At 38.9% G+C, this 26,615-nt stretch carries 16 protein-coding genes; 13 read left to right on the top strand and 3 right to left on the bottom strand.

Annotated features, from left to right (window positions below; translation table 11 throughout):
• Positions 1-483 precede the first annotated feature (483 nt).
• Positions 484-3,330 (top strand): T9SS type A sorting domain-containing protein, encoded by a 2,847-nt coding sequence (locus LPB89_RS02205; RefSeq protein ID WP_230700065.1) that lies wholly within the window; start codon positions 484-486, stop codon positions 3,328-3,330.
• Between the two features lie 70 nt (positions 3,331-3,400).
• Here the strand turns inward: LPB89_RS02205 and LPB89_RS02210 are convergent, their stop codons facing one another.
• Positions 3,401-4,954 carry an aldehyde dehydrogenase family protein gene (locus LPB89_RS02210; protein WP_230700066.1) on the bottom strand — a complete coding sequence of 518 codons (1,554 nt, stop codon included), beginning with the start codon at positions 4,952-4,954 and terminating at the stop codon, positions 3,401-3,403.
• Positions 4,955-5,134: 180 nt separating this feature from the next.
• Between LPB89_RS02210 and LPB89_RS02215 the strand changes: the two genes are divergently transcribed.
• Positions 5,135-6,094: an MBL fold metallo-hydrolase gene (locus LPB89_RS02215; RefSeq protein ID WP_230700067.1), complete on the top strand. Its 960-nt coding sequence runs from the start codon at positions 5,135-5,137 to the stop codon at positions 6,092-6,094.
• Positions 6,095-6,153: 59 nt separating this feature from the next.
• Here the strand turns inward: LPB89_RS02215 and LPB89_RS02220 are convergent, their stop codons facing one another.
• Positions 6,154-6,693 (bottom strand): 3-hydroxyanthranilate 3,4-dioxygenase, encoded by a 540-nt coding sequence (locus LPB89_RS02220; RefSeq protein WP_230700068.1) that lies wholly within the window; start codon positions 6,691-6,693, stop codon positions 6,154-6,156.
• A 161-nt stretch (positions 6,694-6,854) separates the two neighbouring features.
• Positions 6,855-7,964, bottom strand: coding sequence for an endonuclease/exonuclease/phosphatase family protein (locus LPB89_RS02225; protein WP_230700069.1), 1,110 nt, complete (start codon positions 7,962-7,964; stop codon positions 6,855-6,857).
• Positions 7,965-8,480: 516 nt separating this feature from the next.
• Here LPB89_RS02225 and LPB89_RS02230 point away from each other — a divergent pair.
• From LPB89_RS02230 to LPB89_RS02280, 11 genes are all read left to right on the top strand, one after another.
• Positions 8,481-9,380, top strand: a complete 900-nt coding sequence (locus tag LPB89_RS02230) for an LD-carboxypeptidase (protein WP_230700070.1) — start codon at positions 8,481-8,483, stop codon at positions 9,378-9,380.
• A 199-nt stretch (positions 9,381-9,579) separates the two neighbouring features.
• Entirely contained in the window at positions 9,580-9,939 is a 360-nt protein-coding gene (locus tag LPB89_RS02235; protein ID WP_230700071.1) for a YraN family protein, read from the top strand.
• Positions 9,940-10,058: 119 nt separating this feature from the next.
• Positions 10,059-10,715, top strand: coding sequence for an aspartate kinase (locus LPB89_RS02240; RefSeq protein ID WP_042564741.1), 657 nt, complete (start codon positions 10,059-10,061; stop codon positions 10,713-10,715).
• A gap of 375 nt (positions 10,716-11,090) precedes the next feature.
• The gene (locus LPB89_RS02245) at positions 11,091-11,654 is read left to right on the top strand and encodes an RNA polymerase sigma factor (protein WP_230700072.1); all 564 of its coding nucleotides are present in this window, start codon (positions 11,091-11,093) and stop codon (positions 11,652-11,654) included.
• A 349-nt stretch (positions 11,655-12,003) separates the two neighbouring features.
• Positions 12,004-13,185, top strand: coding sequence for a FecR family protein (locus LPB89_RS02250; protein WP_230700073.1), 1,182 nt, complete (start codon positions 12,004-12,006; stop codon positions 13,183-13,185).
• A 130-nt stretch (positions 13,186-13,315) separates the two neighbouring features.
• Positions 13,316-16,582, top strand: a complete 3,267-nt coding sequence (locus LPB89_RS02255) for a TonB-dependent receptor (RefSeq protein WP_230700074.1) — start codon at positions 13,316-13,318, stop codon at positions 16,580-16,582.
• A gap of 8 nt (positions 16,583-16,590) precedes the next feature.
• On the top strand, positions 16,591-18,108 hold the full coding sequence (locus LPB89_RS02260) for a RagB/SusD family nutrient uptake outer membrane protein (protein ID WP_230700075.1): 1,518 nt from the start codon (positions 16,591-16,593) through the stop codon (positions 18,106-18,108).
• 11 nt (positions 18,109-18,119) lie between these two features.
• Positions 18,120-19,232 carry a SusE domain-containing protein gene (locus LPB89_RS02265; RefSeq protein WP_230700076.1) on the top strand — a complete coding sequence of 371 codons (1,113 nt, stop codon included), beginning with the start codon at positions 18,120-18,122 and terminating at the stop codon, positions 19,230-19,232.
• A 123-nt stretch (positions 19,233-19,355) separates the two neighbouring features.
• Entirely contained in the window at positions 19,356-20,735 is a 1,380-nt protein-coding gene (locus LPB89_RS02270; RefSeq protein ID WP_230700077.1) for an alpha-amylase family glycosyl hydrolase, read from the top strand.
• A gap of 51 nt (positions 20,736-20,786) precedes the next feature.
• Positions 20,787-22,967 (top strand): glycoside hydrolase family 97 protein, encoded by a 2,181-nt coding sequence (locus LPB89_RS02275; protein ID WP_230700078.1) that lies wholly within the window; start codon positions 20,787-20,789, stop codon positions 22,965-22,967.
• Positions 22,968-23,203: 236 nt separating this feature from the next.
• On the top strand, positions 23,204-26,557 hold the full coding sequence (locus LPB89_RS02280; RefSeq protein WP_230700079.1) for an Ig-like domain-containing protein: 3,354 nt from the start codon (positions 23,204-23,206) through the stop codon (positions 26,555-26,557).
• The last annotated feature ends 58 nt before the right edge of the window (positions 26,558-26,615 follow it).

Consider the following 26,615-nt stretch of genomic DNA (forward strand, 5'->3'; position numbering starts at 1 on the left):
TGTAGTCTGAAAATATGTATCAGCATACTTCAAAAATCAATTTTCAGAACGATATTTATAACCATTTTAATTCCAGAATTCCTTTCAAAATTGAACTTTGAAGTCGAAAAAGCTTTTCCTGTCTTTCAATTTAACAGTATTTTTCTCTTTATTTTTAAAAATTTATTATTCACTGCTATTTTTATTTCTTACAATATTTTTTATAATAATCCGGATGCCCTCAAATTCAAAAAGTGTAGTAAAAATAATACTTCCGGAAGATTTCTTCAGATATGTAATAAATTACAATTAATGCAATTTATTACATAATACATATTCAAAGACTAATTTTTTTATTATAAATGTTTTTTTATAACTAATTTATTTTGAATATCGAAATTTTATATACTTTTGTGCAATCGATTACAATTTAAAATTGCTTTCGATTCTAAAAACCACAAAAAACCACTTTTGATTATTTACTAACTTTAAAAACTAACCACAATGAAAAAAAACTTACTTTTTCTGGCTGCTTTTCTCTTAGCAATTCAGACATGGGCACAACAAGTTCAAATTACAGAATCTTCCGGCTGGCTCGAATCAGCATTTGTAAAATGGCAACCCGTTAGCAATGCACAAAGTTACAATGTGTATTACACAGGCCAGGGTATCACCGATCAAAAAATTGACGATCAGCTGATCAGAAGCTATGGCAGCTATTTCCGTGCTGACATTCCGGGTCTTAAAGCGGGAGCTTATACCGTAAAAGTCAAACCGGTAATTTCAGGAACCGAAGGAACGGGAAGTACAACAGGTACTTTAACCGTCGTAGCTCAGGATCGTAACGGATTTGCTTTTGACAGCGGAAGAGTTCCGGGAGGATACAAAATTGACGGTACCCCAAAAGATAATGCCGTAATTGTTTACATTACGCAAAACACAAAAAACACGGTTTCCCTTGATATTACAGGAGCCAGTGCCAATCCTTGTGTTGGACTGCAAAACATATTATATGCGATAAAAAAAGGGAAAGACACACGTCCGTTTATTTTTCGTCTTATCGGAAATATTACTGATTTGACCGTGATGGAAGGTGGCGATGTGGTAATTGAAAATGCGAATAACGCCTCAAGTTATGTCACTTTTGAAGGAGTCGGAACTGACGCAGTTGCAAACGGCTGGGGAGTTCGCCTTAAGGCAGCTTCCAACATTGAAGTCAGCAATCTGGGTTTTATGAATTGTAACAGTACTGCCGGAGATAATGTCGGAATGCAGCAGGATAACGACCACATCTGGGTGCACAATTGCGATTTATTCTACGGAAATGCAGGCAGCGACGCCGATCAGATAAAGGGTGATGGTGCTCTCGATAATAAAACCTCTACGTACATTACACTATCCTACAACCACTTTTGGGATAACGGAAAAGCAAGTTTATTAGGATTAAGCGAAGGAACAACAGCTGGTTTGTATATCACTTATCATCACAACTGGTTCGACCACTCCGATTCGCGTCATCCACGTGTGAGATATTACTCGGCTCACATTTACAACAATTATTTTGATGGTGTTGCGAAATATGGTTCGGGTTCTACTTTAGGTTCTTCCCTGTTTGTAGAAGGCAATTATTTCAGAAACAGCAAACATCCGATGCTGACTTCCCTTCAGGGCACTGATATTTGGGACGAAGCCAATCAGGTCAATAATGCCGGAACAATGGGTACCTTCTCCGGTGAAGCCGGAGGTTCGATTAAAGCGTTCAATAATACTTTCGATGCTGATATTGCGACTAACAACATGCGTTTTGTAGCCTATGGTGATACTAATCCGCTTTATAATATTTCCGGTAAAATCAGTTCAACCACCGACTTTGATGCTTATGTAGCCTCATCAAGAGGTGAAGTAGTGAGCAGCAATGTGAAATCAAAATCAGGCGCCAATACTTATAACAATTTCGATACTAATGCTGCACTTTATGTTAAAAACCTAACGGTAGAACAACCTGCTACAGCCAAAACCCAAACAATTCAATACTCAGGGCGTGTTTCCGGTGGTGACTTAAAATGGACTTTTAACAATGCAACAGATGACACATCATCGCTTGTCATTACAGCATTAAAATCAGCCCTGACGAACTATACAAGTACATTAGTTGCCGTACAAGGAGAATCAAATCCTCCGGCTGGTTCACAAACGCTAAGTTCAGGTTCAAACAATAACCAATCCATAACAAGCGGTTCAGCTATTGGCACAATCGTATTTACCTGGGGAGGAACTGCGACAGACGCAACGGTGACAGGATTGCCTGCTTCGGGAATCAGTTTTGTCAAAAATACGACAGCCAAAACCATTACGATTACGGGAACACCCACCGCAACTGTATCCTATTCGATCGCCACAACCGGTACTGCAGGTTCACCGGCAACAGGTTCAGGAACAATAACGATAACTGCAGCGGGTAATCAAACCCTGACTTCAACAAGCAATAACAACCAGACGGTAGCAAGCGGTACCGCAATTGGTTCGATTGTTTTCACCTGGGGCGGAAATGCAACAGATGCCACTGTAACCGGTTTACCGGCAGCCGGTCTTAGTTTTGTAAAAAATACAACTGCTAAAACCATCACCATTACAGGGACGCCAACGGCAACACTATCCTATTCTATTGCCACAACCGGAACTGCAGGTACACCGGCAACAGGTTCCGGGACTATAACCGTAACTACTGGCGGAGGTTCTTCCGGAAATCAAATACACAATTTTACTACATCAGGGAAAACAAGTTCTTTTTACACTATTACAGGAAACATGAACTCCACCGCCGGATCTGTAACTTATGACGGATTGACCTTAACAGCGCGTTTAAAAATTGAATCCAGTACTTCTATAACGTATACCACAACGGCTGCCTCTACTTTAACTTTGGTTTTTGATTCCAATTTTACCGGAACGATAAAAGTAAACAATGTATCGTATACTGCTGCTGCCGGAATCGTTACAGCATCAATTCCTGCCGGGACAAATACGATCACCAAAGGATCGGTTGCTAATTTATTTTATATCAGTACCGCTTATAACGGAGGAACTCTGCGTGTAACACAAAACGAAGCAAAACAAACTGAAACTGCAAAAGCACTGGTATATCCTAATCCTGTTTCAGAAATGTTATACATATCAAATTCAGGGCAAAGTATAGAAAAAGTCGAAATTTACAATATGTCCGCGTCCTTAGTTAAAACTTCAGGAAAAGGCAGTGAAACAATCGATGTAAGCAGTTTAACTCCTGGAACCTACTTTGCTAAAATACAGACTTCAGAAGGCACTTTTAGCCGAACGATTATAAAGAAATAATACCATAACTTTTTATCAAAGAAAAAGGCTTCCAAAAATGGAAGCCTTTTTTAATATTTAAATCAAAATATTACAAATCAAATTTTATTCCCTGTGCCAATGGCAGACTGGTGGTATAATTGATCGTATTGGTTTGACGTCTCATGTATATTTTCCAGGCATCCGAACCTGATTCGCGACCGCCCCCGGTTTCTTTTTCTCCTCCAAATGCACCTCCTATTTCAGCACCTGAAGTTCCAATATTGACATTGGCAATTCCACAGTCAGATCCTGTAACCGAAAGGAATCTCTCTGCTTCACGTAAATTATTCGTCATAATTGCGGAGGATAATCCTTGTGCTACTCCGTTTTGAACATCAATTGCATTTTCTACATCTCCTGAATATTTCACTAAGTATAAAACCGGAGCGAAAGTTTCGTGCTGTACAATTTCAAATGAATTTTCAGCTTCTGCAATTGCCGGTTTTACATAACAGCCGCTTTCGTAGCCTTCGCCTGAAAGCACTCCGCCTTCTACCAGAATCGTTCCGCCTTCAGCTACTACTTTATTCAGAGCCTGTGCATACATCGCTACGGCATGGGTATCAATTAGCGGTCCGACATGATTATTTTCGTCAAGCGGATTTCCGATTCTTAATTGTTTGTAAGCGGCTATCAGAGCATCTCTTACTTTATCATAAATACTTTCGTGAATGATTAGTCTTCGTGTTGAAGTACAACGTTGTCCTGCAGTACCTACAGCTCCAAAAACAGCACCTATAACGGTCATTTTGATATCGGCATCGGGAGTAACAATAATGGCATTATTTCCTCCTAATTCCAATAACGATTTTCCTAGACGACCTGCAACTGTTTGTGCCACGATTTTTCCCATTCGGGTGGAACCTGTAGCGGAAATTAAAGGAATACGGGTATCAGCCGTCATTAGTTCCCCTATTTTGTAATCACCATTGATCAGACATGAAATTCCTTCCGGTAAATTATTTTCTTTGATCACCTGTGCCATAATATTTTGACACGCAATTCCACAAAGTGGTGTTTTCTCTGAAGGTTTCCAAACACACACATCTCCTGAAATCCAGGCTAAAGCGGTATTCCACGCCCAGACTGCAACCGGAAAGTTAAATGCGGAAATAATTCCAACAACTCCTAAAGAATGATATTGCTCGTACATACGGTGTCCGGGTCTCTCCGAGTGCATGGTTAATCCGTGAAGCTGTCGTGACAAACCAACCGCAAAATCACAGATATCAATCATTTCCTGTACTTCCCCATACCCTTCCTGAAGTGATTTTCCCATTTCATAAGAAACCAATTTTCCAAGGGCTTCTTTGTTCTGACGTAATTTTTCTCCAAACTGACGGACAATTTCACCACGCTGCGGAGCCGGAATTAACCTAAAAGTTTTGAAAGCAGCTGTAGCCGACTGCATAACTTTTTCATAATCTTCAGCCGTTGATGTTTTTACGGAAGCAATTAATTTTCCATCCACCGGTGAATAACTTTCCAGGATTGCTCCTGATGAAAAGTTTTGCAATCCTGTAGATGTTCCTTCATTTATCGTTTTGATGCCCAATTTTTCCAGAGCCTCATTCATTCCAAATTGTGATGCTATTGTTGTCATTGTAACTTTTTTAGTTAAAATTGTTATATTTTTTTGTAAAGATATTGTTTCGAGTTGAATTTTGATTTAATTATGTTGTTAAAAACAAAGTAAATTTAGGGTTATTAAACAGGAATTATAAAAGTATGTGGTAATTTATTGCCATTATTTAATGAAATTTGCATCATCAAACTATTAGACATGACATTTTTCAATAAACTTCTGATCTGTTTTCTTTTATTATCTGGTTCCGCTTTTTCTCAAAAACTACAACAAGCAGCTTTTCAGGTTGTTCCCTTAGGAGTAAAGGGAGGTATTGACGAAAAAAACCTGTCGGCTTATTTGCTGGCGCCGGCAAAAACCAATGATTATATCTGCCTTGATGCCGGCACTGTAAACGCAGGAATCGAAAAAGCGATTGAAAAGAAAACATTCAAAATCTCCACCTCTGAGGTTTTACGAAAATATATCAAAGGGTATTTGATTTCCCACGCCCATTTGGATCATGTATCGGGTTTGATTATTAATTCCCCTGCGGACTCCTCAAAGACTGTTTATGCCACTGGTAAATGCATGGAAATGATGGAAAATCATTATTTCAACGATCAGACGTGGGCTAATTTTGGTGATCAGGGACCCGGATTTCCTTTGAAAAAATACCATTTCCAGACTTTGACTCCTAACGAGGAAACTCCTGTTACCAATACGACAATGACAGTGAAAGCTTTTCCTTTAAGTCATGTCAATCCGTTTGAAAGTACTGCCTTTCTAATTAGAAATGGTGAAAACTATGCCCTATATCTCGGAGATACAGGACCGGACGAAGTAGAGAAAAGCACTCATTTAAAGGAGTTATGGACAGCGATTGCGCCACTGGTTAAAAACAAACAACTGAAAGGAATTTTTATTGAAGTTTCATTCCCCAACGAACAGCCGGATCAATTCTTATTTGGACATTTAACTCCAAATTATTTAATGAAAGAACTTCATATTCTGGAAGAACTGGCCGGAAAAGATACATTGAAAGGTTTTAAAATTATTGTTACCCATTTAAAACCGCCGACCAAAAACATTACTAAAATTAAGGAACAACTTAAAACTCAAAATGATTTGGGAGTGCAACTCATTTATCCGGAGCAAGGAAAACGTTTTGATTTGTAGGAATTATCCAAACCCGACAGGTTTTAAAAACCTGTCGGGTTTGAAATTTGACAGCTTCACTATTTTTTCGCTACAAATCGGGGATCAGATTCCATAACGGTTCCGCAGTTATCACAGGTTCTTAATTCTTCCGAATTATAAAAGTGTTCGAAGTGTGGTAAAAAGTCTTTCTCTATATTATGTAGTTCAAAAAAGACTTCATACAATTTATGATTGCAGTTATCACAATGCCAAAGCAAACCGTCTGTATAGCCTTTTCCAGCCCGTTTACGCTCGATCACCAGACCGATGGAACCTTCGGAACGCACCGGAGAATGCGGAATTTTTGCCGGATGAAGGTACATATCACCTGCATTTAAAATCATTTCTTTGCGCTCTCCATCTTCCTGAATTACTACTTTTATACTTCCTTCCAACTGGTAAAAAAGTTCTTCAGTTTCGTTATAGTGATAATCTTTTCTGGCGTTTGGTCCTGCAACAATCATGACGATATAATCACCCGAATCTACGTAAAGATTTTTATTCCCAACCGGTGGTTTCAATAATTGACGATTTTCCTCAATCCATTTGGTGAGGTTGAAAGGTTTTGCTATTGCCATTTTATCCTTAATTTATATAATTGCTAAGTTAGGGAAAAGTTTTCAGTCGCAGTGGCAGTATACAGCTTAAAAACCGGGATTCAGTTTTCAGTCGCAGTCTCAGTTTACAGTCTAAAACCTGAACCTACACTGGAAACTGAGACTGAGACTGAAACTGAAACTTACTTAACTTCTTTTATCAGATACAGATAAACCGGAAAGTGATCACTGAAACCCACTTCCGTTAAAGTATGCCGTAACGGATATCCCTTGTAGTTTCCGGAGGTTTGAATAAGATAGGGTTTATTGAAAATTCCCGCTTTCCAGAATTTGAAAGAATCAAAGTCCGGTTTTATTAAAGATTCGGAGAGTATGATCTGATCGAAAATATCCCAGGAATCCCTAAAAGCCAGCGTTCCCATTCCTTTCGCTAACATTTCTTCAAACGGATTAAAAATACCAAACTCTGGTACTTCCGATTTTTTTCCTTTGGCTCCTAAAGCAATTTTAAAGCTTTTATTATGAGGCCCATCATTGAAATCACCCATTGAAATCACCTTAGCATCGGGATTTATGTGCTGTAAGGAATCAATAATTTTTCGATTTAAAGCCCCTGCAGCTTCCCGGTATTTGGCTGTCGCTTTTTCTCCTCCTGACCGCGAAGGCCAGTGATTGACGATTATGCTTATTTCTTCCCCTTCCAAAAATCCTGTAATTAAAAGCTGGTCTCTCGTAAAAACCCGATTGTTGGGAACCACTATAACCTTTTCTTCCACTGAGTCTACTTCCATTTTTTCTTCTGTTTTTTCTTCTTTTACAGTACTCCTGTTTTTATAGATGTTTAAAGGGATATTCGAAAAGGAAGTCGGTCTGAAAAATTTCTTCTGATATAATAAAGCAACATCTATTCCGCGTTTGTCAGGAGAATCAAAATGAATGATTCCATAATCATAGGACTGTAATTGGGGCTGCCGGATCAAATCTTCCAGAACGCCCCGGTTTTCAATTTCAGAACCTCCTATTAAAACAGGTGCATTGGTGTTTTCAGGCGTTCCGATTTCGGACAAGACCCTGGCAAGGTTCTTTAATTTCTGCCGGTATTTTGCATCCGTCCAGTTTTGTAGTCCGGCCGGAGTCCATTCATCGTCATTGGTTGCGGGATCGTTGATGGTGTCAAAAAGATTTTCGAAATTGTAGAACGCAACGGTATGTATTTTAAACTTTTTAGGCTGGGCAAATCCCCATGATAGTACAAAAAACAAAAAGAGAGAAAACCTGATAATCTTACCCATATTACTTAACGAATTTAAAAAGGCACAATTTAGCAAATTAATTATTTGTAAGAAATTTATATTAATTTTATTTTGAATTTAATTTTTGTTTCTCTCAAAATGCTTGTAACTTGCCTGCAAAACCTGCACCTCAACAGATAACCCTCTCCAAATGAAAAATTTCAATTCAAAAGGAAATCAAAGAAAAAAGTCAGTTAAAATATTCCTTTCACAATGGAAATCCGGGAACATTTTTAACCAAAGTATATCTTTGTCCCGCCATTAATAAAGCTTTCCTTATTTTTGCCAACATACAATCTGAAGAAGCCGATAAAGGATTAATGCTTCTTCTGGAGGAATTACAAAAACAATATGGCGGTTAATTTTAGCCGAAATCTTAAAAATAATTTATAATTTTAAGCAAAAGATATTATGAACACGAGCTGCTTTCAACATATAAAGAAACGTTTTACCTTTTGTAAAATCGTATTTCTTACTTTTGCCTTGCATTCATTCACCTGTCAATCCCAACAAAAGATGATTACACCACCTTATTTACAAAAAGGAGATACAGTAGCTATTTTAGCAACAGCCAGAAAAAATATAGATGATAATCTTAAACCTACCATAGACTTATTGCACAGCTGGGGCTTAGAAGCCGTAATTGGAAGCACTATCGGTCTTGATGTAAATCAATTGGCCGGGACTGACGAACAGCGTGCTGCAGATTTTCAGAAACAATTGGACAATCCAAACATTAAAGCCATTTGGTGTGTCCGTGGGGGATATGGAACGGTGAGAATGATTGATCTTTTGGATTTTACCAAATTCAGACAACATCCCAAATGGATTATTGGATTTAGCGACGTTACCGTTTTGCACAATCACCTGAATACGATGGGTTATAAATCTATACACGGGGTGATGCCGGTCACTATTCCGCGTGCTACTCCTGCCGCGATCAGTTCGATGAAAGCAGGTCTATTTGGTGAACCTCTGTCCTATACTGTCGGGCCGGATAAAATGAATCGTTATGGAAAAGCAACCGGAGAATTAGTAGGTGGAAATTTATCGATACTCTATAGTTTATTAGGCTCACCATCTGCCATAGATTGCAAGGATAAAATTTTATTTATTGAAGATCTGGACGAATATCTTTATCATATTGACCGTATGATGATGAACCTGAGACGCAACGGCTGTATCGAAAACCTCAAAGGAATAATTGTTGGTGGGATGACTAAAATGAAGGACAACGAAGTGCCGTGGGGTAAAAATGCTGTTGAAATCGTAGATGATGTGACTAAAAAATACAACATTCCGGTAATTTTCAATTTCCCGGCCGGTCATATTCAGGACAACAGGGCTTTAATCATGGGAAGTACTATTACCATAGAAGTTAATGAATCCGGAAGTACTGTTGTCTTCAACAAATAATACTTTCCAAACAATTCCTTAAATTAAGGAAGAGTTTTAAATACCACAATATAAATCACGCAAAGTCGCAAAGTCGCAAAGTCGCAAAGCCATTCATTTTGAACTTTGCGACTTTGCGTCTTTGCGTGCCATCATAATTCACAAAAAAAAAATCCAAACTGAAACTGAGACTGAGACTGAGACTAAAAAAACTAAAAAAATGGCCGAACACAACGAACTCGGAAAAAAAGGAGAAGAACTTGCCGTAGCCTTCCTTCAGGAAAACGGTTATGAAATTCTGGAGCGCAACTGGACCTTTCAGAAGGCTGAAATAGATATAATCGCCCAAAAAGAAAATATTCTGGCCATCATTGAAGTCAAAACCAGATCAAGTATCGATTTTGGTTTACCACAGGATTTTGTCAAGCCTAAAAAAATTCAGCTACTGGTAAAAGCAGTAAATGCCTACATAAACTATAGGGAAATGGATTTTGAAGTAAGATTTGACATCATTGCGATACAAAAAATCAACGAATCATTTGCAATTGAACATCTTACAGACGCTTTTTATCATTTTTAACATAATTTTTTATTGTTATAATTGTAACAAATTGTTTTTTTATTTATATTTGCAGAGTTTTATAACATCGTGCTGTTAACTAAAACCAACCAATCAAGTTACCAAAAAAAAAAAAAACTATGAAAACCGTTTCTTCCATTGTAGAAAATTACATTAAAACAAAACCCTTTTTATTGAATGCGTTATCGCTTGGAATTATCAATCTTACCTCTCTGTCGCGGAATATTATGACCGAACTGGAAAGTGAATTTGGCAAAGAAGTAAAACAAGGCGCTGTTGTAATGTCTCTTAAACGACTCACAGAAGAATTAGATTTTAAACTGAACCATAAAATCAACAAAGTCATCAAGAACATTGGGGAGATTACGGTTCGTTCAGAATTGACGGATTACACTTTTGCAGCTTCAGAAACTGTCTTAAATAAACAGGCAGATCTGATCTCTGACATTAATGTTTTATCTGATATTTTTTACACCTCATCGCGTGGTGTAAACGAGACCAATATTGTGGTAAGCAGCAGCGTTAATCACTTGGTGGAGAAACATTTTATGCGTGAAAAACTAATTCAGAAATTAGATAATCTTGCATCAATCACTGTAAAATTGCCTAAAGAAAATATTGTTGTTCCGGGTATTTATTACTTTATCTTTCAGCGTTTGGCCTGGGAAGGAATCATTATAAATGAGGTGATTTCGACTTCAAATGAATTCACCATTCTGGTTGGGGAAGATCAGGTTGATGTTGCTTTTAAAGTGATTAAAGATTTGAAAAACTAAAGCTAAAACAACACAAAATTTACCAAAACATAGAATCCTTTTCTCTTTTAAGATTTAAAAGAGAAAAGGATTTTTTAAGTTTATAAACTTTTGATCGCCTTTATTTAGTACACACAAATAAGAATATTCTCAAAAGTATCTTTTACGATTAAATTGCAAAACTCAAAAGCGTCAAAATGACACTTGCTTATAAAGAGTGACTTACCGGGGTTCATTCTTCATTTAATAAAAAAACCAACAAAAATTAAGAAATAAATTTTTTTAGTTATAATTTGTTGAGAATAATATTTTTATATATTTGCTAACCAGGCAAACAATCACACCACCCATTTAGAGTCATAATATAATTAGAACTAAACAAGACTAATTAAATTAATGTTAGAAGCGAACAACCATAGCGAAAAATTATTGGTCAGTGAACTTAAAAACGGCAACGAAAAAGCATTTCGTACCCTTTTTGATTTATACTACCAGGACATCTATGGATACAGCATCAGTATTTTAAAATCGAAAGAAGCTGCTGAAGAAAATGTTCAGGACGTTTTTATGAAAGTCTGGATGAACCGGGAAAATCTAAATCCGGAACAGTCTTTTAAAGCTTATATTTTTACCATTGCCCGAAATCAGGCCTTTAATTTCTTGAATAAAGCAGCAAACGATGTATTGCTGAAAGAAGAGATTTTTTACGAAAGCCAGAAATCACACGAATACGGAGATTATTCAATCCGGGAAGCCGATTGCAAAAAACTCCACAAGCAGGCTATGAATCAATTGCCACCCAAGCGAAAGCAAATTTTTAAAATGTCACGAAAGAAAGGCATGAGTTATGAAGAAATCAGTCAGGAACTCGGCATCTCTATAAATACAGTCAGGAACCAGATGAGCAAAGCGTTAGAATCGATGCGGGTCTTTTTTCAGGTTCATGACGAAATTGTCTAAACCAAAAAACCACAGTTAACCAATTAAATCACTCTTTCCGGGTGATTTTTTTTGTTATAGCCGCAGAGGGCGCGAGGGTCTGCGCAGGGTACGCTGCCCCTTAAATACAGAGCAACATACTTTTTGTATTCAGCAAATACGATTTCTCCTTTCGGTCGAAATGACAAAATGATCCGGTTCTGTAAAAAAACTAAAAATTTTATTTTGTTTAAAGCCCCAGCAAAATAAGGACTTCACAAGCTTTATCACATTTCAGAAATGTTAAATTTTAAAAATTTACAACGTTTGAGTAGTACTCAGGTTCTTTTCAACTGTATTATATCAGAACCGGACCTAAAAACAATTCGAAATGAATTCAAATTCTGAAATAAAAAATCTTTTACAAAAATTTGTTTTAAACCAATGTACACCCGAAGAAACAAATGAGGTAATTGCCTATTATAAAAAAAATAAACTGACGGATGATTTTCCTTCGGTAGAAGATATTCAAAATCTGCTTGCTGAAATGCCGAAAATGAATCCGCAAACGGCTGATGACATTTTCCTGAACATTCTTCAGGCCTCAAAAGAAAACGAAACTACCATAAATATCTCTTCCGGAAAGTCAAATTTCAGAAGATATATTTCAATAGCTGCTTCTATAGTGGTTTTATTCGGAATTGGTTTTGCTGTGTACAAACAAAACATTACTGATAAAGCACCACAACAAAAATTTGATATTAAAAGTACTGATATTGTTTTGCAGTTAGAAGACGGTAATGTTCAGATTATTTCTGAAGATCATACCATACAGGTAAGAGATTCAAAAGGAAATATTGTTGGGAATCAAAGTGGAGACAAACTGGTTTATAAAAATGATTCGGATTTGGAAAAACTATCGTATAACACCATCAAAATCCCCTATGGTAAAAAGTTTCAACTGCAATTGTCTGACGGAACTCTTGTTCACTTAAATTCAGGAACTACTTTAAAATATCCGGTAAAATTTATCGCCGGAGAAAACAGACAGGTTTTTCTTGAAGGAGAAGCTTTTTTTGATGTCGCGAAAGATAAAAAACATCCCTTTATTGTCAATGCCGATAAGCTAAACGTTCGTGTTCTGGGAACGCACTTCAACGTTTCCAATTATCCGGAAGACGAATCGACAGATGTTGTCCTGGTGGAAGGTTCTGTTGGCATGTACCGCAACAATGAAAAATTTAATCCGGATAGCAATACCATCCTGAAACCCGGATACAAAGGTAGTTTTGACAGGGAAAATGACAAAATCTTTACCAAGCCGGTGTTGACCGATATTTATACTTCATGGATAAATGGAGGCCTGACCTTTAGAAACATGACCTTCAAAAATATCATTACAAAATTAGAAAGACGCTATAATGTTACGATCATCAACAAAAATGAAAAGCTGGCCAATGAAAAATTCAATGCTAGTTTTAAAGAGGAATCAATAGAAAAAGTGATGAGTTACTTTAATGACATTCACGGCATCAATTACACTATAAAAAACAATCAAATACTAATTAAATAACCACTAGGCCAATGACAAAAAAGAAAGAATTAAAAGAGAGAGAATAAAAAAATCGGAAAGAGCTGCGAACAATTTCCGATTAACTAAGTGATTGAATATAACGAATTAACTACAATCAATTAACAAAATTATGAAAAAAAAATCAAAGAATACCGGGTTTTTATCCCGTGTGTTCCAAAATGACCTAAAATTGAAACTAACTACACTACTTATTTTGGTCGCCATGTTTAATATCCGGGGGAATACGTATGCCCAAAAGACAAAAGTATCCTTAGAATTAAACAATTCAACAATCGAAAAGGTTATTGAGACCATAGAACAAAAAACAGATTTCAGATTTATCTACAAACTGAGCGATATTGATTTGGACAGGGTAATTACTATTTCGGTAAAAGATCAGCCGATCGATATTGTTTTAAATAAACTTTTTAAAGGAACTCCAACCGAATTCAAAGTTAGGGATACCCAGATTATTCTAAAAAAGCCGGAACTTAAAACAGAAACGGTCAAATATGAGAAACAAACCATTTCGGGAATCATTACCGATGAAAATGGCCTGCCTTTGCCCGGCGCAACCGTTGTTGAGGAAGGAACAAAAAATAGTTTTGTAACCGATTTTGACGGGAAATATCAGCTTACTGTTGAAAGCAGTGCTTCTGTAATCGTAGTTTCTTTTGTGGGTTACAAAAACAAAAAGATTACTGCCAATCAGAAAGTAATTAATATCCAGCTTTTTCCTGACGCTACAGATTTACAGGAAATAGTAGTGGTCGGGTACGGATCTACGGCGAAAAAAGATGTTACGGGAGCCGTTTCTTCGATTGCTTCAAAAGACATGAATCAGGGGGCAATTGTAAATCCATTACAACTGATTGCCGGAAAAGCAGCGGGTGTAAATATTACCCAAATCGGAAGTGAACCGGGTTCAGGACCAAGTGTCCGTATTAGAGGAATCGGCTCTTTGAGCGGAGGAAATGATCCGTTGGTAGTCGTAGACGGAATTCAGGGAAATATGGATTTGTTAAATCAGGTTCCGCCTAGTGAAATAGAAAGTATCGATGTTTTAAAAGATGCTTCTGCTACCGCCGTTTACGGTTCAAGAGGGGCACCCGGGGTAATTATTGTAACGACAAAAAAGAATAAAGCAGGAAAAACAACAATCGAATATATTGGTTCAACATCGCTTGATTTTATTCCGAGAAAACTGGATATGTTAGATTCCAAACAATGGTGGGAAGTGGCTCAGACCACAGGTACGCCTGCTTCATCCAATCATGGTTCCAATACGGACTGGTATGGTCTTTTAACACAAACCGGAATCACACAAACGCACACGCTGGCATTTGGCGGAGGAACGGACAAATTCAACTACAGAGCTTCTGTAACGGCTATTTTACAAGACGGTGTGGTTATTAATTCGAATAATAAAAAATACATAGGCCGTATTCAGGCCACCCAGACGGGTCTTAATGATAAATTAAAACTGACTTTTAATTTAACAAACGGGATTATCAACGGGAATAACAGTATTGGGGATATCGGAACTGCTGCTTACTCTTCAAATTTGATTACCAATGCTTATTTAATGAGGCCAACAGATCCTGTTCTTAATCCTGACGGAAGTTACTTTACAGATCCAAATGTGTTTCAATATTTAAATCCTTATGCAGCGGCACAAACCGTTTCGAATGAAAGACAGGAAGATAACCTATTTGGAAGCCTGAAAGCAGATTTGGATTTAGCGAAAGGTTTAACAGCCAGCTGGTTTGGAAGCTGGAGAAAAACAAATAACATGTATGGTTATTATCTTCCCGCTGCCTCCACAAATGCCTATGCAATTGATCAGAAAGGATATGCTAACATTAGAAATGAAAAGCAAAATGAAAGATTAACGAATGCCAGTCTTACCTATAAAAGAACCTTTGGCATTCACAGCATCAATGCATTAGCCTTATACGAATGGCAAAATCAGACCTATCAGGGAAATTATGCACAGGCAAAAGGTTTTATCAGTGACAAAACAACTTATAATTCTTTGCAGCTTGGTGATCTTTCGAAAGTTTCACCTAATGATATAACCTCGTACAAAAATGACAGAACATTAGTGTCGTTTTTAGGGCGCGTGAATTATTCTTTGCTGAATCGTTATCTATTTACGGGAAGTTTCAGACGAGATGGTTCATCCGTATTTGGGATCAATAACAAATGGGGGGATTTCCCATCTGCATCTGTAGCCTGGCAAATAAACAAGGAGTCTTTTATGGCCAACCAAACTTTATTTAATGAACTGAAATTGCGTGCAGGATATGGGGTTACAGGAAATCAGCAAGGCCTTAGACCTCAAAACTCAATTGCGTTAGTAGGTCCAACGGGATTAACTTATTTTGGAGGTTCACAAATCAACAATTACAGTCCCAAACAAAATGCTAATCCTGATTTGCGATGGGAAACCAAAAAACAAACGAATATTGGTCTTGACTTTGGACTTTTAGACAACAGATTAAGAGGTACGATAGATGTTTACGATTCCAGAACAGATGATTTATTATTTGATTATACGCTGTCTCAGGTTAAGAATGACTATAACTACATTAAAGCTAACGTGGGAAGTATTTCAAATAAAGGTTTAGAGGTTTCTTTGGCGTATGATGTGATCCAAACAGAAAACAGTACACTTACACTGGCAGGGAATGTTTCCTTTATGAAAAATGAAGTCCTTAATTTAAGCGGCAGTTATAATGGTGAGTCTTTAACCACAGCTTATGTGGGCTGGGGAGCCGCAAACTCTTACCTGGTAAAAGGAAAACCGGTGGGAGCCTTTTATATCCTGCATTCTACAGGCGTAGACGGTAACAAAGCCGAAACCGTTGAGGATCGTGACGGAAGCGGAGGCGAAATCAATCAGAATGCCGACAGTCCGGACCGTTACTATGCAGGTTCAGCTTTACCAACCTATACATTTGCTTTTAACCCGTCGTATCGATATAAAAATTTTGATGCTTCTATGTTATGGAGAGGCTCAGGAGGAAATAAAATTTACAATGCCCTTGGCCAAAGACTTAGCATGCTGGAGAACGTTGGTAAATCAAATGTTTTAGACAGTGCTGTTGACAAAGGAATTGTGACTTCTACCTACGGTTCTGATTTATGGTTAGAAGACGGTTCTTTCATCCGTCTGGATAATGTTACAGCAGGTTACAGTTTCCGTTTTACGGACAAATATTTTGAGTCGATCCGACTTTCTCTTACCGGAAATAATTTAGTCCTGATTACGGATTATACAGGTATGGATCCGGAATTGGATGTAAGCGGAAGCGGACAAAATTTTGGTGGTGATAAAGGATTTTATCCCCGTACCAGAAGTATTGCATTTGGTTTAACTGTAAAATTTAAATAGTACAAGAAATGAAAATTAAAAATATATTGTTGGCAGGAAGTATCTCTTTCCTTGCCCTGTTTAGCTGTACTGATGTTAGTGAAACAGTATACGATCAATATCCTGCAGATGAATTTTACGGAACTCCCGCAGGAACCAATAGTCTCCTTGCCAGTATTTATGCCCAGATTCCTGGAGAATTTACAAGAGATGGTTATACCGGTGTTGGCTATGCAGGAGCCGATAATGGCTGGTACGATATGAACTGTATGTCTTCTGATGAACAGGTGATTCCACATCGAAATGATGGTAACTGGCAACAGGATTTTGCCCGTTTGCACAAACACGGCTGGCTGCCAAGCGAAGGTATTATTACCAATACCTGGAACTGGCTGTACAGATGTATTTTCAAAGCCAATTTAGCAATCGCCTTATTGGAAAAATCAAATGCAGACCCTTCAAAAATTGCTGAAGCTAAGGTAGCCCGTGCTTTTTTCTATTACCTGCTGATTGATGATTTCGGAGATGTTCCTTTTTATACCGACAACAATGTGGCTTCCGATAAAATTCCACAGGCAAGCCGTAAAGAAGTCTATACTTTTATTGTAAAAGAACTGACCGAAAATGCCGAATTACTTTCGAACAACAAAGGCGGGGAATATTACGGAAGGTTCAACAAATGGGCCGCGTATACCGTACTGGCAAAAGTATATCTTAATGCGGAAGTCTATACAGGTGAAGCAAAATGGACGGAGTGTTTAGCAGCCTGTAACAAAGTAAGTGAGGGCGGATTTACACTTCACTCCGGTGCTGCTGATGCAGGCAGCCCGCTTGGAAACAAGTATTATGAATTATTCGGTGATGTTTCCCCTCAGGACGAAACGATTTTATCTATTTACGCCACTATTGATGTTTTATCCCGTAATGTTTATGCGGTTAGAAGTCTTTATGGTGCCCATGGTATCACTGCACTGAAATACAACGGCTGGAATGGTACTATCGTTCCGAAACAATTTTACCTGAAATATGACAATGCCGATATTCGTAAAAAACAGTTTTTAGCCGGTGAACAGCCAGGAGGTGTTAATTATACTTTAGACGTTCAGTCTATAGATCTTCCTGGAGCAGATCCACAGGCTGGGGTACGTAATGTTAAATTTTATCCGGCCGGAGCAAATACCGGAGGCGGGGCTTCTAATGATTTCCCAATCTACAGATATGCTGATATCATTTTAATGATGGCGGAGTGTAATGTTCGTTTAGGCAATCCGGGAGCGGCAAAACCTTTTGTTGATATGATCAGGCAGCGTGCAGGCCTTACTGCGCTGGATGCAAATCCGACATTGGATAACATCTATGACGAAAGAGGTTTTGAATTAAACTGGGAAGGACACAGAAGACAGGATATGATTCGTTTTAATAAATTTTTATTACCTAACGAATTCAGAACAACAACATCGCCTGCTTTCAGAAAATTGTTCCCAATTCCAACCGCTGCCATAAATGCTAATACAGCACTAAAACAAAACCCGGGTTACCCGCAATAAATCAAACTCTCATGAAAAAATATATAAATAAATTATTCATATTAGGCAGCTTGCTTTTTCTGGGTGCCTCCTGTGAAAGCGAATCTGCCCAGGTTACCACCTTAAAAACCGTTACTTTTCCAAGTACTCTTGTAGCCTCTTCCACCACATTGGTATTGACAGAAGATACCGCAGATAATTCTGTCGTGTTATTCTCATGGCCTGCGGTCCAGTTTCCTGTTGGTACAGCGGTTACCTATGCTTTACAAATTGATGTCATTTCAGATATTACCGGACCAACGGCCTGGCAAAAATCCAAACGGATTGAAGTGGGTGAAGATGTTTTGAGCAAGGCTATTCTTGGAAAAGATTTAAACCAGATAGCCACAGACTTAGGACTTCTGCCTGAGCTTGCCGGAAAATTAGTGGTGCGCGTAGAAGCGAGTCTGGATCATAAAGTGTATTCGGATCCTCTTACCTTAAACATTACTACATACGAAAGAAGTGTTGTTTTTGGCGAAATATACATGCCGGGAAGTTATCAGGGCTGGAGCATAGAAACTGCTGCTGCTTTAACGGCCATACAAAAAGGCGTTTATCAGGGTTATATGACACTTCCGGTTGGACAGGGGCGTGAATTCAAATTAAACAAGGAAAGAAACTGGGCCCAGTTTTATGGTGCCGGAGAAACGAATTCCGATATGAAAAACATGAGTGATGCTGATTTTCTGCTGCCGGGTGCCGGATCGTATCAGATGAAAGTAAATCTAAACACCCTGAAATGGACGGCTACTCCATATGCCTGGGGAATTGTGGGTCCTGCATCAGCAACCGCTGAACAAACAGCAGGTGACGCCAATTACGGATGGAATCACTCTGTTCCGATGTCGTATGACCATCAAAATAAAACGTGGAAAATTACTACTGATTTATTAGCGGGAGCATTAAAATTCAGATTGAATGACAACTGGACTATTAATTACGGCCCGGCAGATGCGGCAACAAATACCGTAAATCTGGATAACGGAGGATCTTATACTATTGCAGAAGCAGGAACTTACGAAGTAACGTTCAAAATAGTGGAGACAGATCCGGCAACTACGGGCTATCCGGCAACTGCGATCTGTACCATCACAAAAAAATAATTAAAATTTAAATTAGTTTGGTTGAGCAATTACCCTGTCTTTCATTCGTGGAAGGCAGGTTAATTTAAAATGTTTTAAAAATTAAAAGCAATACCGGATGTATTAAAAACTAAAAATTAAAGTATGAAATCAAATATAAATATCATCTACACCCTGCTAATTGCCCTGGCATTTATTTCGTGTAGTTCTTCTGATGACAATTCTATACCCACTTCACCATACACACAATATGGTGCCGCTTTCGAAAAAATGCCGGACAAACAGGATGCCATCATTTATCAGGTGAATATCCGTGCTTTTAGTCAGGCCGGAACTTTAAAAGGCGTTCAGGACAGACTTTCACAGATTCAGGAACTTGGAGCGAATGTGATTTATTTAATGCCCATTTACCCTGTTGGAAAAGTAAAAGCTTCAGGAGAACTGGGTTCCCCTTATGCGGTGCAGGATTATAAAGCTGTAAATCCGGATTTTGGAACGTTACAGGATCTTCAGGTTTTGGTGGAAGAAGCGCATAAAAAAAACATGGCTGTTGTGCTGGACTGGGTTGCGAATCACACTGCCTGGGATAATCCGTGGATTACACAACACCCTAATTGGTACCAAAAGGATGGTGAAGGAAACATCATTATTCCACCGGGAACAAATTATACGGATGTTGCCCAGTTGGATTTCAATAATGCTGAAATGAAAGCTGCCATGATCGACGCGATGTCGTACTGGATTTATAATGCAAACATTGATGGTTTCAGATGTGATTATGCCGATTTCGTAGCGCCGGGTTTCTGGACAGATGCCATCACAAAATTAAGAAGCATCAAAAAAAACCAAAAGATCCTGATGTTAGCGGAAGGTTCTAAAATAAGTCATTTCACTTCCGGTTTTGACTATACTTTTGGATTTAATTTTTTCAGTGCCTTAGAAAAAGTTTTCAAAGACAATCTGTCTGCGTCGACTTTACAAAATTCAAATGCTACTGAATATGCCAACATTTACAGCCCTGATAACAAAGTAGTACGATACACCAGCAATCATGATGTTAACCTTACCGACGGGACACCTCTGGAGCTTTTTGGCGGTAAAAAAGGATCTTTAGCGAGTTTTGTCGTAACGGCTTATCTGAAATCGGTTCCTATGATTTACAACGGACAGGAAATTGGCTATGCACAAAGACTGAATTATTTCGCCCGCACTCCTCTTGACTGGTCTGCTGCAGATACTGATATGCTTGCCGAATACAAAAAGATTATTGCTTTCAGAAATAGCAGTAACGCTATAAAAAGAGGAAATTTTACAGGATACAGCAGCGATGCAATAAGCGCCTTCACAATGGTAAAAGATGCTGAAAAAGTTCTTGTTCTTTCTAACCTGACCAATTCTTCCGCAAAATATCTGGTAGCACCCGCATTAAAAGGAACATGGAAAGATGCTTTTTCAGGCGCAAACGTAACGCTTGACAGTGAAACAACGCTTTTACCGTATCAATACCTAATATTGAAAAATTAATACATAAGCATTTTTAAAAAATACAATTAGATTTGCAAAAAACTAAATAAAATGAATTTTCAATCCAAAAAAGCATTGCTTAGCGTTTCTCTAGGTAAAACAGTTGTCTTGTTTCTTTTTGTCTGTACCAATGTCCTCTTGGTTCAGGCACAAGAGATAACTTCTCCGAACAAAAACCTTTCTTTAAAATTTGAATTAAAAGAGGGCGGAATCCCTTCCTACCAGTTATCATATAAACAAAAACCAGTTATTAAACCAAGTTCTTTGGGATTAGAACTGCAGAATATGCCTTCGTTTATGGATGGTTTTACCATTACAAATACAGCACAATCCTCAGTTGATGATACCTGGAATCCTGTTTTAGGAGAAGAAAAAACAATACGCAATAACTACAATGAACTCGTTGTAACTTTAGCCCAGGCGAAAAATAACAACCGGTATATCCGCATCCGTTTCCGATTATTCAATGACGGATTAGGGTTCAGATATGAATTTCCAAAACAAAATGATCTGAATTATTTTGTTATTAAAGAAGAGCGTTCTGAATTTAACCTGGCCGGGAATCATAAAATTTTCTGGATTCCGGGAGATTATGATACCAACGAATATGCCTATACGACTTCTAAAATTTCTGAAATCCCATCATTGATGAAAAAGGCGACTATTGAGATCAATTCTCAATGGCCTATAAAAGAAGTATCCGTACAAACGCCTTCTATGATGAAATCCGATGATGGTTTGTATATCAACATTCACGAAGCCGGTTTAATTAATTATCCTGCCATGTATCTTGAAGTGGATGCTGCGACTAATAAAATGCGCAGTCATTTAGCACCTGATGCAGTGGGAAATAAAGGCTACATTCAGACCGATGCGCAATCACCGTGGAGAACCATTGTAGTAAGCGATAAAGCAACTGAAATTTTGGCTTCAAAATTAATCCTGAACCTCAACGATCCGACAAGTTACAAAGATGTTTCCTGGATAAAACCGGTTAAATACATCGGAATCTGGTGGGAATATTTTGTGGCCGGAAAAAGCACCTGGGCTTTCGGAAAAGAAAACAACGTAAAACTGACAGATGACTTTTCGAAGTTAACGCCAAACGGAAAACACGGAGCTACGACAGAAAGAGCAAAAGAATATATTGATTTTGCTTCTAAAAACGGTTTCGATGCGATTCTGATCGAAGGATGGAATATTGGCTGGGAAGACTGGATTGGCAACTGGAAAGAAGAAGTTTTTGATTACGTAACCGCTTATCCGGATTTTGATGTGAAAGCAGTTCATGCGTATGCCGCTTCAAAAGGAGTGAAAATTATCATGCACCACGAAACTTCAGGATCGGCAACCAATTATGAGCGTCGCTTAGACCGTGCTTTTCAATTTATGAATGACAACGGTTACGATGCCGTAAAAACAGGTTATGTAGGTAAAATTATTCCGCGTGGCGAACACCATGACGGACAATGGATGGTGAATCATTACATCAATGTAGCCAAACGTGCTGCCGATTATAAAATCATGATTGACAGCCACGAAGCCGTTCGTCCAACAGGTTTAAACCGTACGTTTCCAAACTGGATCGCGCAGGAATCGGCTCGCGGAACTGAGTTTGAATCTATGGGCGGACTGAATCCGGATCACACTACTATTTTGCCATTTACCCGCTTGATGGGAGGACCAATGGATTACACTCCCGGAATTTTTCAAACAGATCTTTCGTATTACGGAACAGGAAGCACGCAGCGTGTCAATACTACTTTGGTAAAACAATTGGCGTATTATGTAACCATGTACAGTCCGTTGCAAATGGCGGCTGATATTCCGGGGAATTATGAGCGTTTTCCAGATGCTTTTCAGTTCATTAAAGATGTTGCCGTAGATTGGGACAACAGTTACATTCTGGAAGCTGAGCCGGGAGATTACATTACCATTGCCCGTAAAGCAAAAGGAAAAGACGCCTGGTTTGTTGGCGGAATTACCGATGAAAACGCCAGAACGGCCAACATTACTTTCGATTATCTTCCTGCCGGCAAAAAATTCATTGCTACCATTTATGCCGACGCAAAAGATGCCAATTGGAAGGAGAAACCGCAAAGTTATACCGTCACTAAAGTTGTCGTAACCTCCAAGACAATTTTAAAACAATATCTGGCTCCGGGCGGAGGAGTTGCTGTCAGTATTAAGGAAGGGAATGCTGCAGAATTAAAAGGATTGAAAAAGTTATAGATTACTATTTTTTTGTCACGAATTTCACGAATTCCACGAATTAAGGGCTACAGATTAAAGTTTGTGCTGATTCGTGAAATTCGTGGCAGAATACCTATGTCCTTTTATGGGCAAAAAACAAGAATTTTACTACTTGAAAACTATTAACCACAAAATGTTTGTCAAATTTAAAAACCAATGCAAGTGAGAATGAATTTAGTTAGAGATGCTGACAAGCATACAAAAAAATTAAAATTATGAAAATCAACATTACCAATCGATTATTTCATATCACGAAAACACTAGTCTGTTTTCTGTTATTATTTGCAAGTTCCGTGTATGCACAGGATCCTGCTCAGTACGGAACACCTTACACAGGAGTACCGGACCCAAGAGATGCCAATATTTATCAGGTTCATATTCGTCCGCACAGTGCTTCCGGAACTTTAGCCGCAGTTACTTCCGATCTGGACCGAATTAAGTCACTTGGAATCAATGTACTTTATTTAATGCCGATTTACCCGTACGGAACCGATTCAAGAAGTACAAACTCTCCGTATTGTATCAAAGACTTTAAAGCGGTGGGCTCCGAATACGGAACGCTTACCGACATGCGTAATCTGGTCGCTGCGGCACATACCAAGGGTATGGCAGTAATGCTGGATATTGCCGTAAACGGAACTTCATGGGATCATCCGTGGACGGTATCTCATCCGGAATATTATCAAAGAACCGGAACAACGATTAATCAGCTGGCCAATTTCGGTGATATTGCAGCGCTGGACCTTAACAATAGTGGCCTGAGGGCTGCCATAAAAGATGCCATGCGTTACTGGATCTTTGCCGCAAATATCGACGGATACCGTTGTGATTTTGCCAACAATCCTCCCTTGGATTTCTGGACAGAAATTATCAGTAATTTAAGAGGTATCTCTTCCCATAACTTATTAATGCTTGCCGAAGGAGATCGCCTTCAAAACTTCCAGGCCGGATTTGATATGAATTTTGGCGACAAATGGTTTTATGACGCCTTGAAAAATGTTGCAGGCGGAGGTCCCGTTTCGACAAGATTCCAGACCACTAATGACATGGAATATACCTATGCAACAGGCAATCAGCAGGAAGTGAGATGGACGGCAAACCATGACTCAGAAAACAATAGTGATACCGCTCCTTTTACCGTATTTAAAAGTAATGCCGGAGTCGTTGCCAATTTCTTAGTTTCAGGGTATATGAAAGGCGTTCCTTTTTTAACCAGCGGACAAGAGGTAGCCTTCAATCAGGTTATTCCATGGCCTTATACGAGTGTAAAAATCAACTGGAGCAATACAGCTGCCACACCTGAATTTGCCAGGATACTTAACTTCAGAAATAGCAGTGCTGCCATCAGACGTGGTACCATGACGCCTTACGCCAGTGATGACATCTGTGCCTTTACAAAAACATTGGGCACAGAGAAAGTAATTGTAATGGCCAATCTTAGAAACGCCGGTAAAACATTTGTAATTCCGTCAGCAATGGCAGGGACCTATAAAGATGCCTACACCGGGGCTACTGTAACCTTGGTTTCGGGCGCTACACAATCTTTTAATGCTTTTCAGTATATTGTTTTAACCAATACAAATGTGGCGGCTGTAGCTGTAACAGGAGTTTCGGTTAGCCCGGCAACGGCGACAGTTGGTTTAGGCTCTACACAACAATTAAACACTACTATTGCTCCGGCAAACGCAACCAACCAAAACGTAACCTGGACATCCAGTAACACAGCGGTTGCTACCGTAAATGCATCCGGATTGGTTTCTGCAGTTGCTGCAGGTACAACAACGATTACAGTTAAAACCGTTGACGGAAACAAAACGGCTACTTCAGCCATAACAGTTGCGGCAATTCCGGTGGCTTCCTTAAGTGTTTCGCCAACTACTGCGAGTTTATATGCCGGAAATACACAACAGCTTTCGGCAACGATTGCTCCGGCAAATGCAACCAATAAAACAGTTACCTGGTCTTCGAGCAATAATGCGATAGCAACCGTAAATTCATCCGGATTGGTGACAGCTGTTGCGGCAGGAACAGCCACTATTACGGCAACCACGCAGGATGGAAATAAAACGGCCGTTGCAGCAATTACTGTAAATGCGAATACCAACTTCACGGTTTATTTCTACAAACCATCAACTTGGGGAACCGGGATTAAAATTTATTACTGGAGTGCTTTGCCTACAGGTGTTTTAGCTGACGCATCATGGCCGGGTGTAAACATGACCGATGCCGGAAATGGCTGGTACAGTTATACGTTTACCAATGTAACTTCAACGAACTTAATTTTCAATGACGGAACCAGTCAATCTGCTGATTTAAGCCGAAACAAAACGGGCTGGTACATGAACACTACCTGGTACGATTCTAATCCGGGAACGGTTGTAGCGGTTACAGGAGTAACAGTAGCGCCAACAACAGCTACTTTACTAATTGGTGCCACGCAACAAGTAACGCCAACGGTTTCGCCTGCAACAGCAACGAATAAAGCGGTTAGTTATAGTTCAGGCAATACAGCTGTAGCAACAGTTAACGCGTCCGGTTTAATAACTGCTGTAGCTGCAGGATCTGCAACTATCACGGTAACAACTCAGGATGGTGCTAAAACAGCAACCTGCGCGGTAACGGTAAATGCATCAAATGTGGCGGTGACAAGTGTAAGTCTTAGCCCGACAACAGTTTCATTAGCCGTTGGCGGAACACAACAGCTTACACCAACTGTTCTTCCGGCAAATGCAACAAATAAAAATGTTACCTACAGTTCAAGCAATACGGCTGTGGCCACGGTTAATACAAACGGATTAATAACGGCTGTGGCCAACGGTACGGCAACTATAACTGTAACCACCGTTAGCGGAAGCAAAACAAGCACAGCTGCTGTTACAGTTTCAACTCCAACAGGCACGTATTACACCATCAAAAACAGATGGACAGGCGCTTATTTATCGGATACCGGAACAAATGTTGGGTATGGGGCAACCGCTTCCAACAACAGTTACAAATGGCAGAAAATTGCGATTGATGCGACTTATTTCGTGCTGAAAAATGTAGCAACAGGCGAATTAATTAATATTGAAGGTCAAACCGGAAGTGTGCAGTGTAACATTACAGATACTACTTTTTGGAGTGCGCAATGGTCTGCTGATTATATTGACGGAACCTGGACCAGAATTAGAAACAGATGGCAATCCGGAAACATTATTCATGTGGAAAACCAAACCGGATCGGCTCAATATGGTAATTCACAGGATGGCTGGTACAGTGCGCAATGGCAGCTTGAAAGTACGTCTGCTTCAAAAATGGCTCTGAATACCAAAGAAGATGTTGAGGTAGAAAATGCAGTAATTACGATTTATCCAAATCCTTCTACAGACCATCAATTTCAGGTTGTATTACCGGAATTAGAGAGTGGAGATGTGGCTGCGATTACCGTTTCTGATATGAACGGAAGAACAGTACTAACCGAAAAACTTTCGGCTTCAGGGCAAATCAATCATCATTTGGCTTCGGGAATTTATATTGTAACTATTAATTCGAAAAATTCAAATGTGACTAAAAAACTGATTGTTAAATAGTTCGCTTTAGATTGGAAAAGTAAATGCCGTATGAAATTTCCATACGGCATTTTTTATT

This window comes from Flavobacterium sp. ENC, assembly GCF_020991415.1.
GTDB lineage: Bacteria > Bacteroidota > Bacteroidia > Flavobacteriales > Flavobacteriaceae > Flavobacterium.

Bases quoted from the DNA above. Each gene is read 5' to 3' on its own strand.
- LPB89_RS02205 (WP_230700065.1), top strand. From the start codon at position 484: ATGAAAAAAAACTTACTTTTTCTGGCTGCTTTTCTCTTAGCAATTCAG.
- LPB89_RS02210 (WP_230700066.1), bottom strand. From the start codon at position 4,954: ATGACAACAATAGCATCACAATTTGGAATGAATGAGGCTCTGGAAAAA.
- LPB89_RS02215 (WP_230700067.1), top strand. From the start codon at position 5,135: ATGACATTTTTCAATAAACTTCTGATCTGTTTTCTTTTATTATCTGGT.
- LPB89_RS02220 (WP_230700068.1), bottom strand. From the start codon at position 6,693: ATGGCAATAGCAAAACCTTTCAACCTCACCAAATGGATTGAGGAAAAT.
- LPB89_RS02225 (WP_230700069.1), bottom strand. From the start codon at position 7,964: ATGGGTAAGATTATCAGGTTTTCTCTCTTTTTGTTTTTTGTACTATCA.
- LPB89_RS02230 (WP_230700070.1), top strand. From the start codon at position 8,481: ATGATTACACCACCTTATTTACAAAAAGGAGATACAGTAGCTATTTTA.
- LPB89_RS02235 (WP_230700071.1), top strand. From the start codon at position 9,580: ATGGCCGAACACAACGAACTCGGAAAAAAAGGAGAAGAACTTGCCGTA.
- LPB89_RS02240 (WP_042564741.1), top strand. From the start codon at position 10,059: ATGAAAACCGTTTCTTCCATTGTAGAAAATTACATTAAAACAAAACCC.
- LPB89_RS02245 (WP_230700072.1), top strand. From the start codon at position 11,091: ATGTTAGAAGCGAACAACCATAGCGAAAAATTATTGGTCAGTGAACTT.
- LPB89_RS02250 (WP_230700073.1), top strand. From the start codon at position 12,004: ATGAATTCAAATTCTGAAATAAAAAATCTTTTACAAAAATTTGTTTTA.
- LPB89_RS02255 (WP_230700074.1), top strand. From the start codon at position 13,316: ATGAAAAAAAAATCAAAGAATACCGGGTTTTTATCCCGTGTGTTCCAA.
- LPB89_RS02260 (WP_230700075.1), top strand. From the start codon at position 16,591: ATGAAAATTAAAAATATATTGTTGGCAGGAAGTATCTCTTTCCTTGCC.
- LPB89_RS02265 (WP_230700076.1), top strand. From the start codon at position 18,120: ATGAAAAAATATATAAATAAATTATTCATATTAGGCAGCTTGCTTTTT.
- LPB89_RS02270 (WP_230700077.1), top strand. From the start codon at position 19,356: ATGAAATCAAATATAAATATCATCTACACCCTGCTAATTGCCCTGGCA.
- LPB89_RS02275 (WP_230700078.1), top strand. From the start codon at position 20,787: ATGAATTTTCAATCCAAAAAAGCATTGCTTAGCGTTTCTCTAGGTAAA.
- LPB89_RS02280 (WP_230700079.1), top strand. From the start codon at position 23,204: ATGAAAATCAACATTACCAATCGATTATTTCATATCACGAAAACACTA.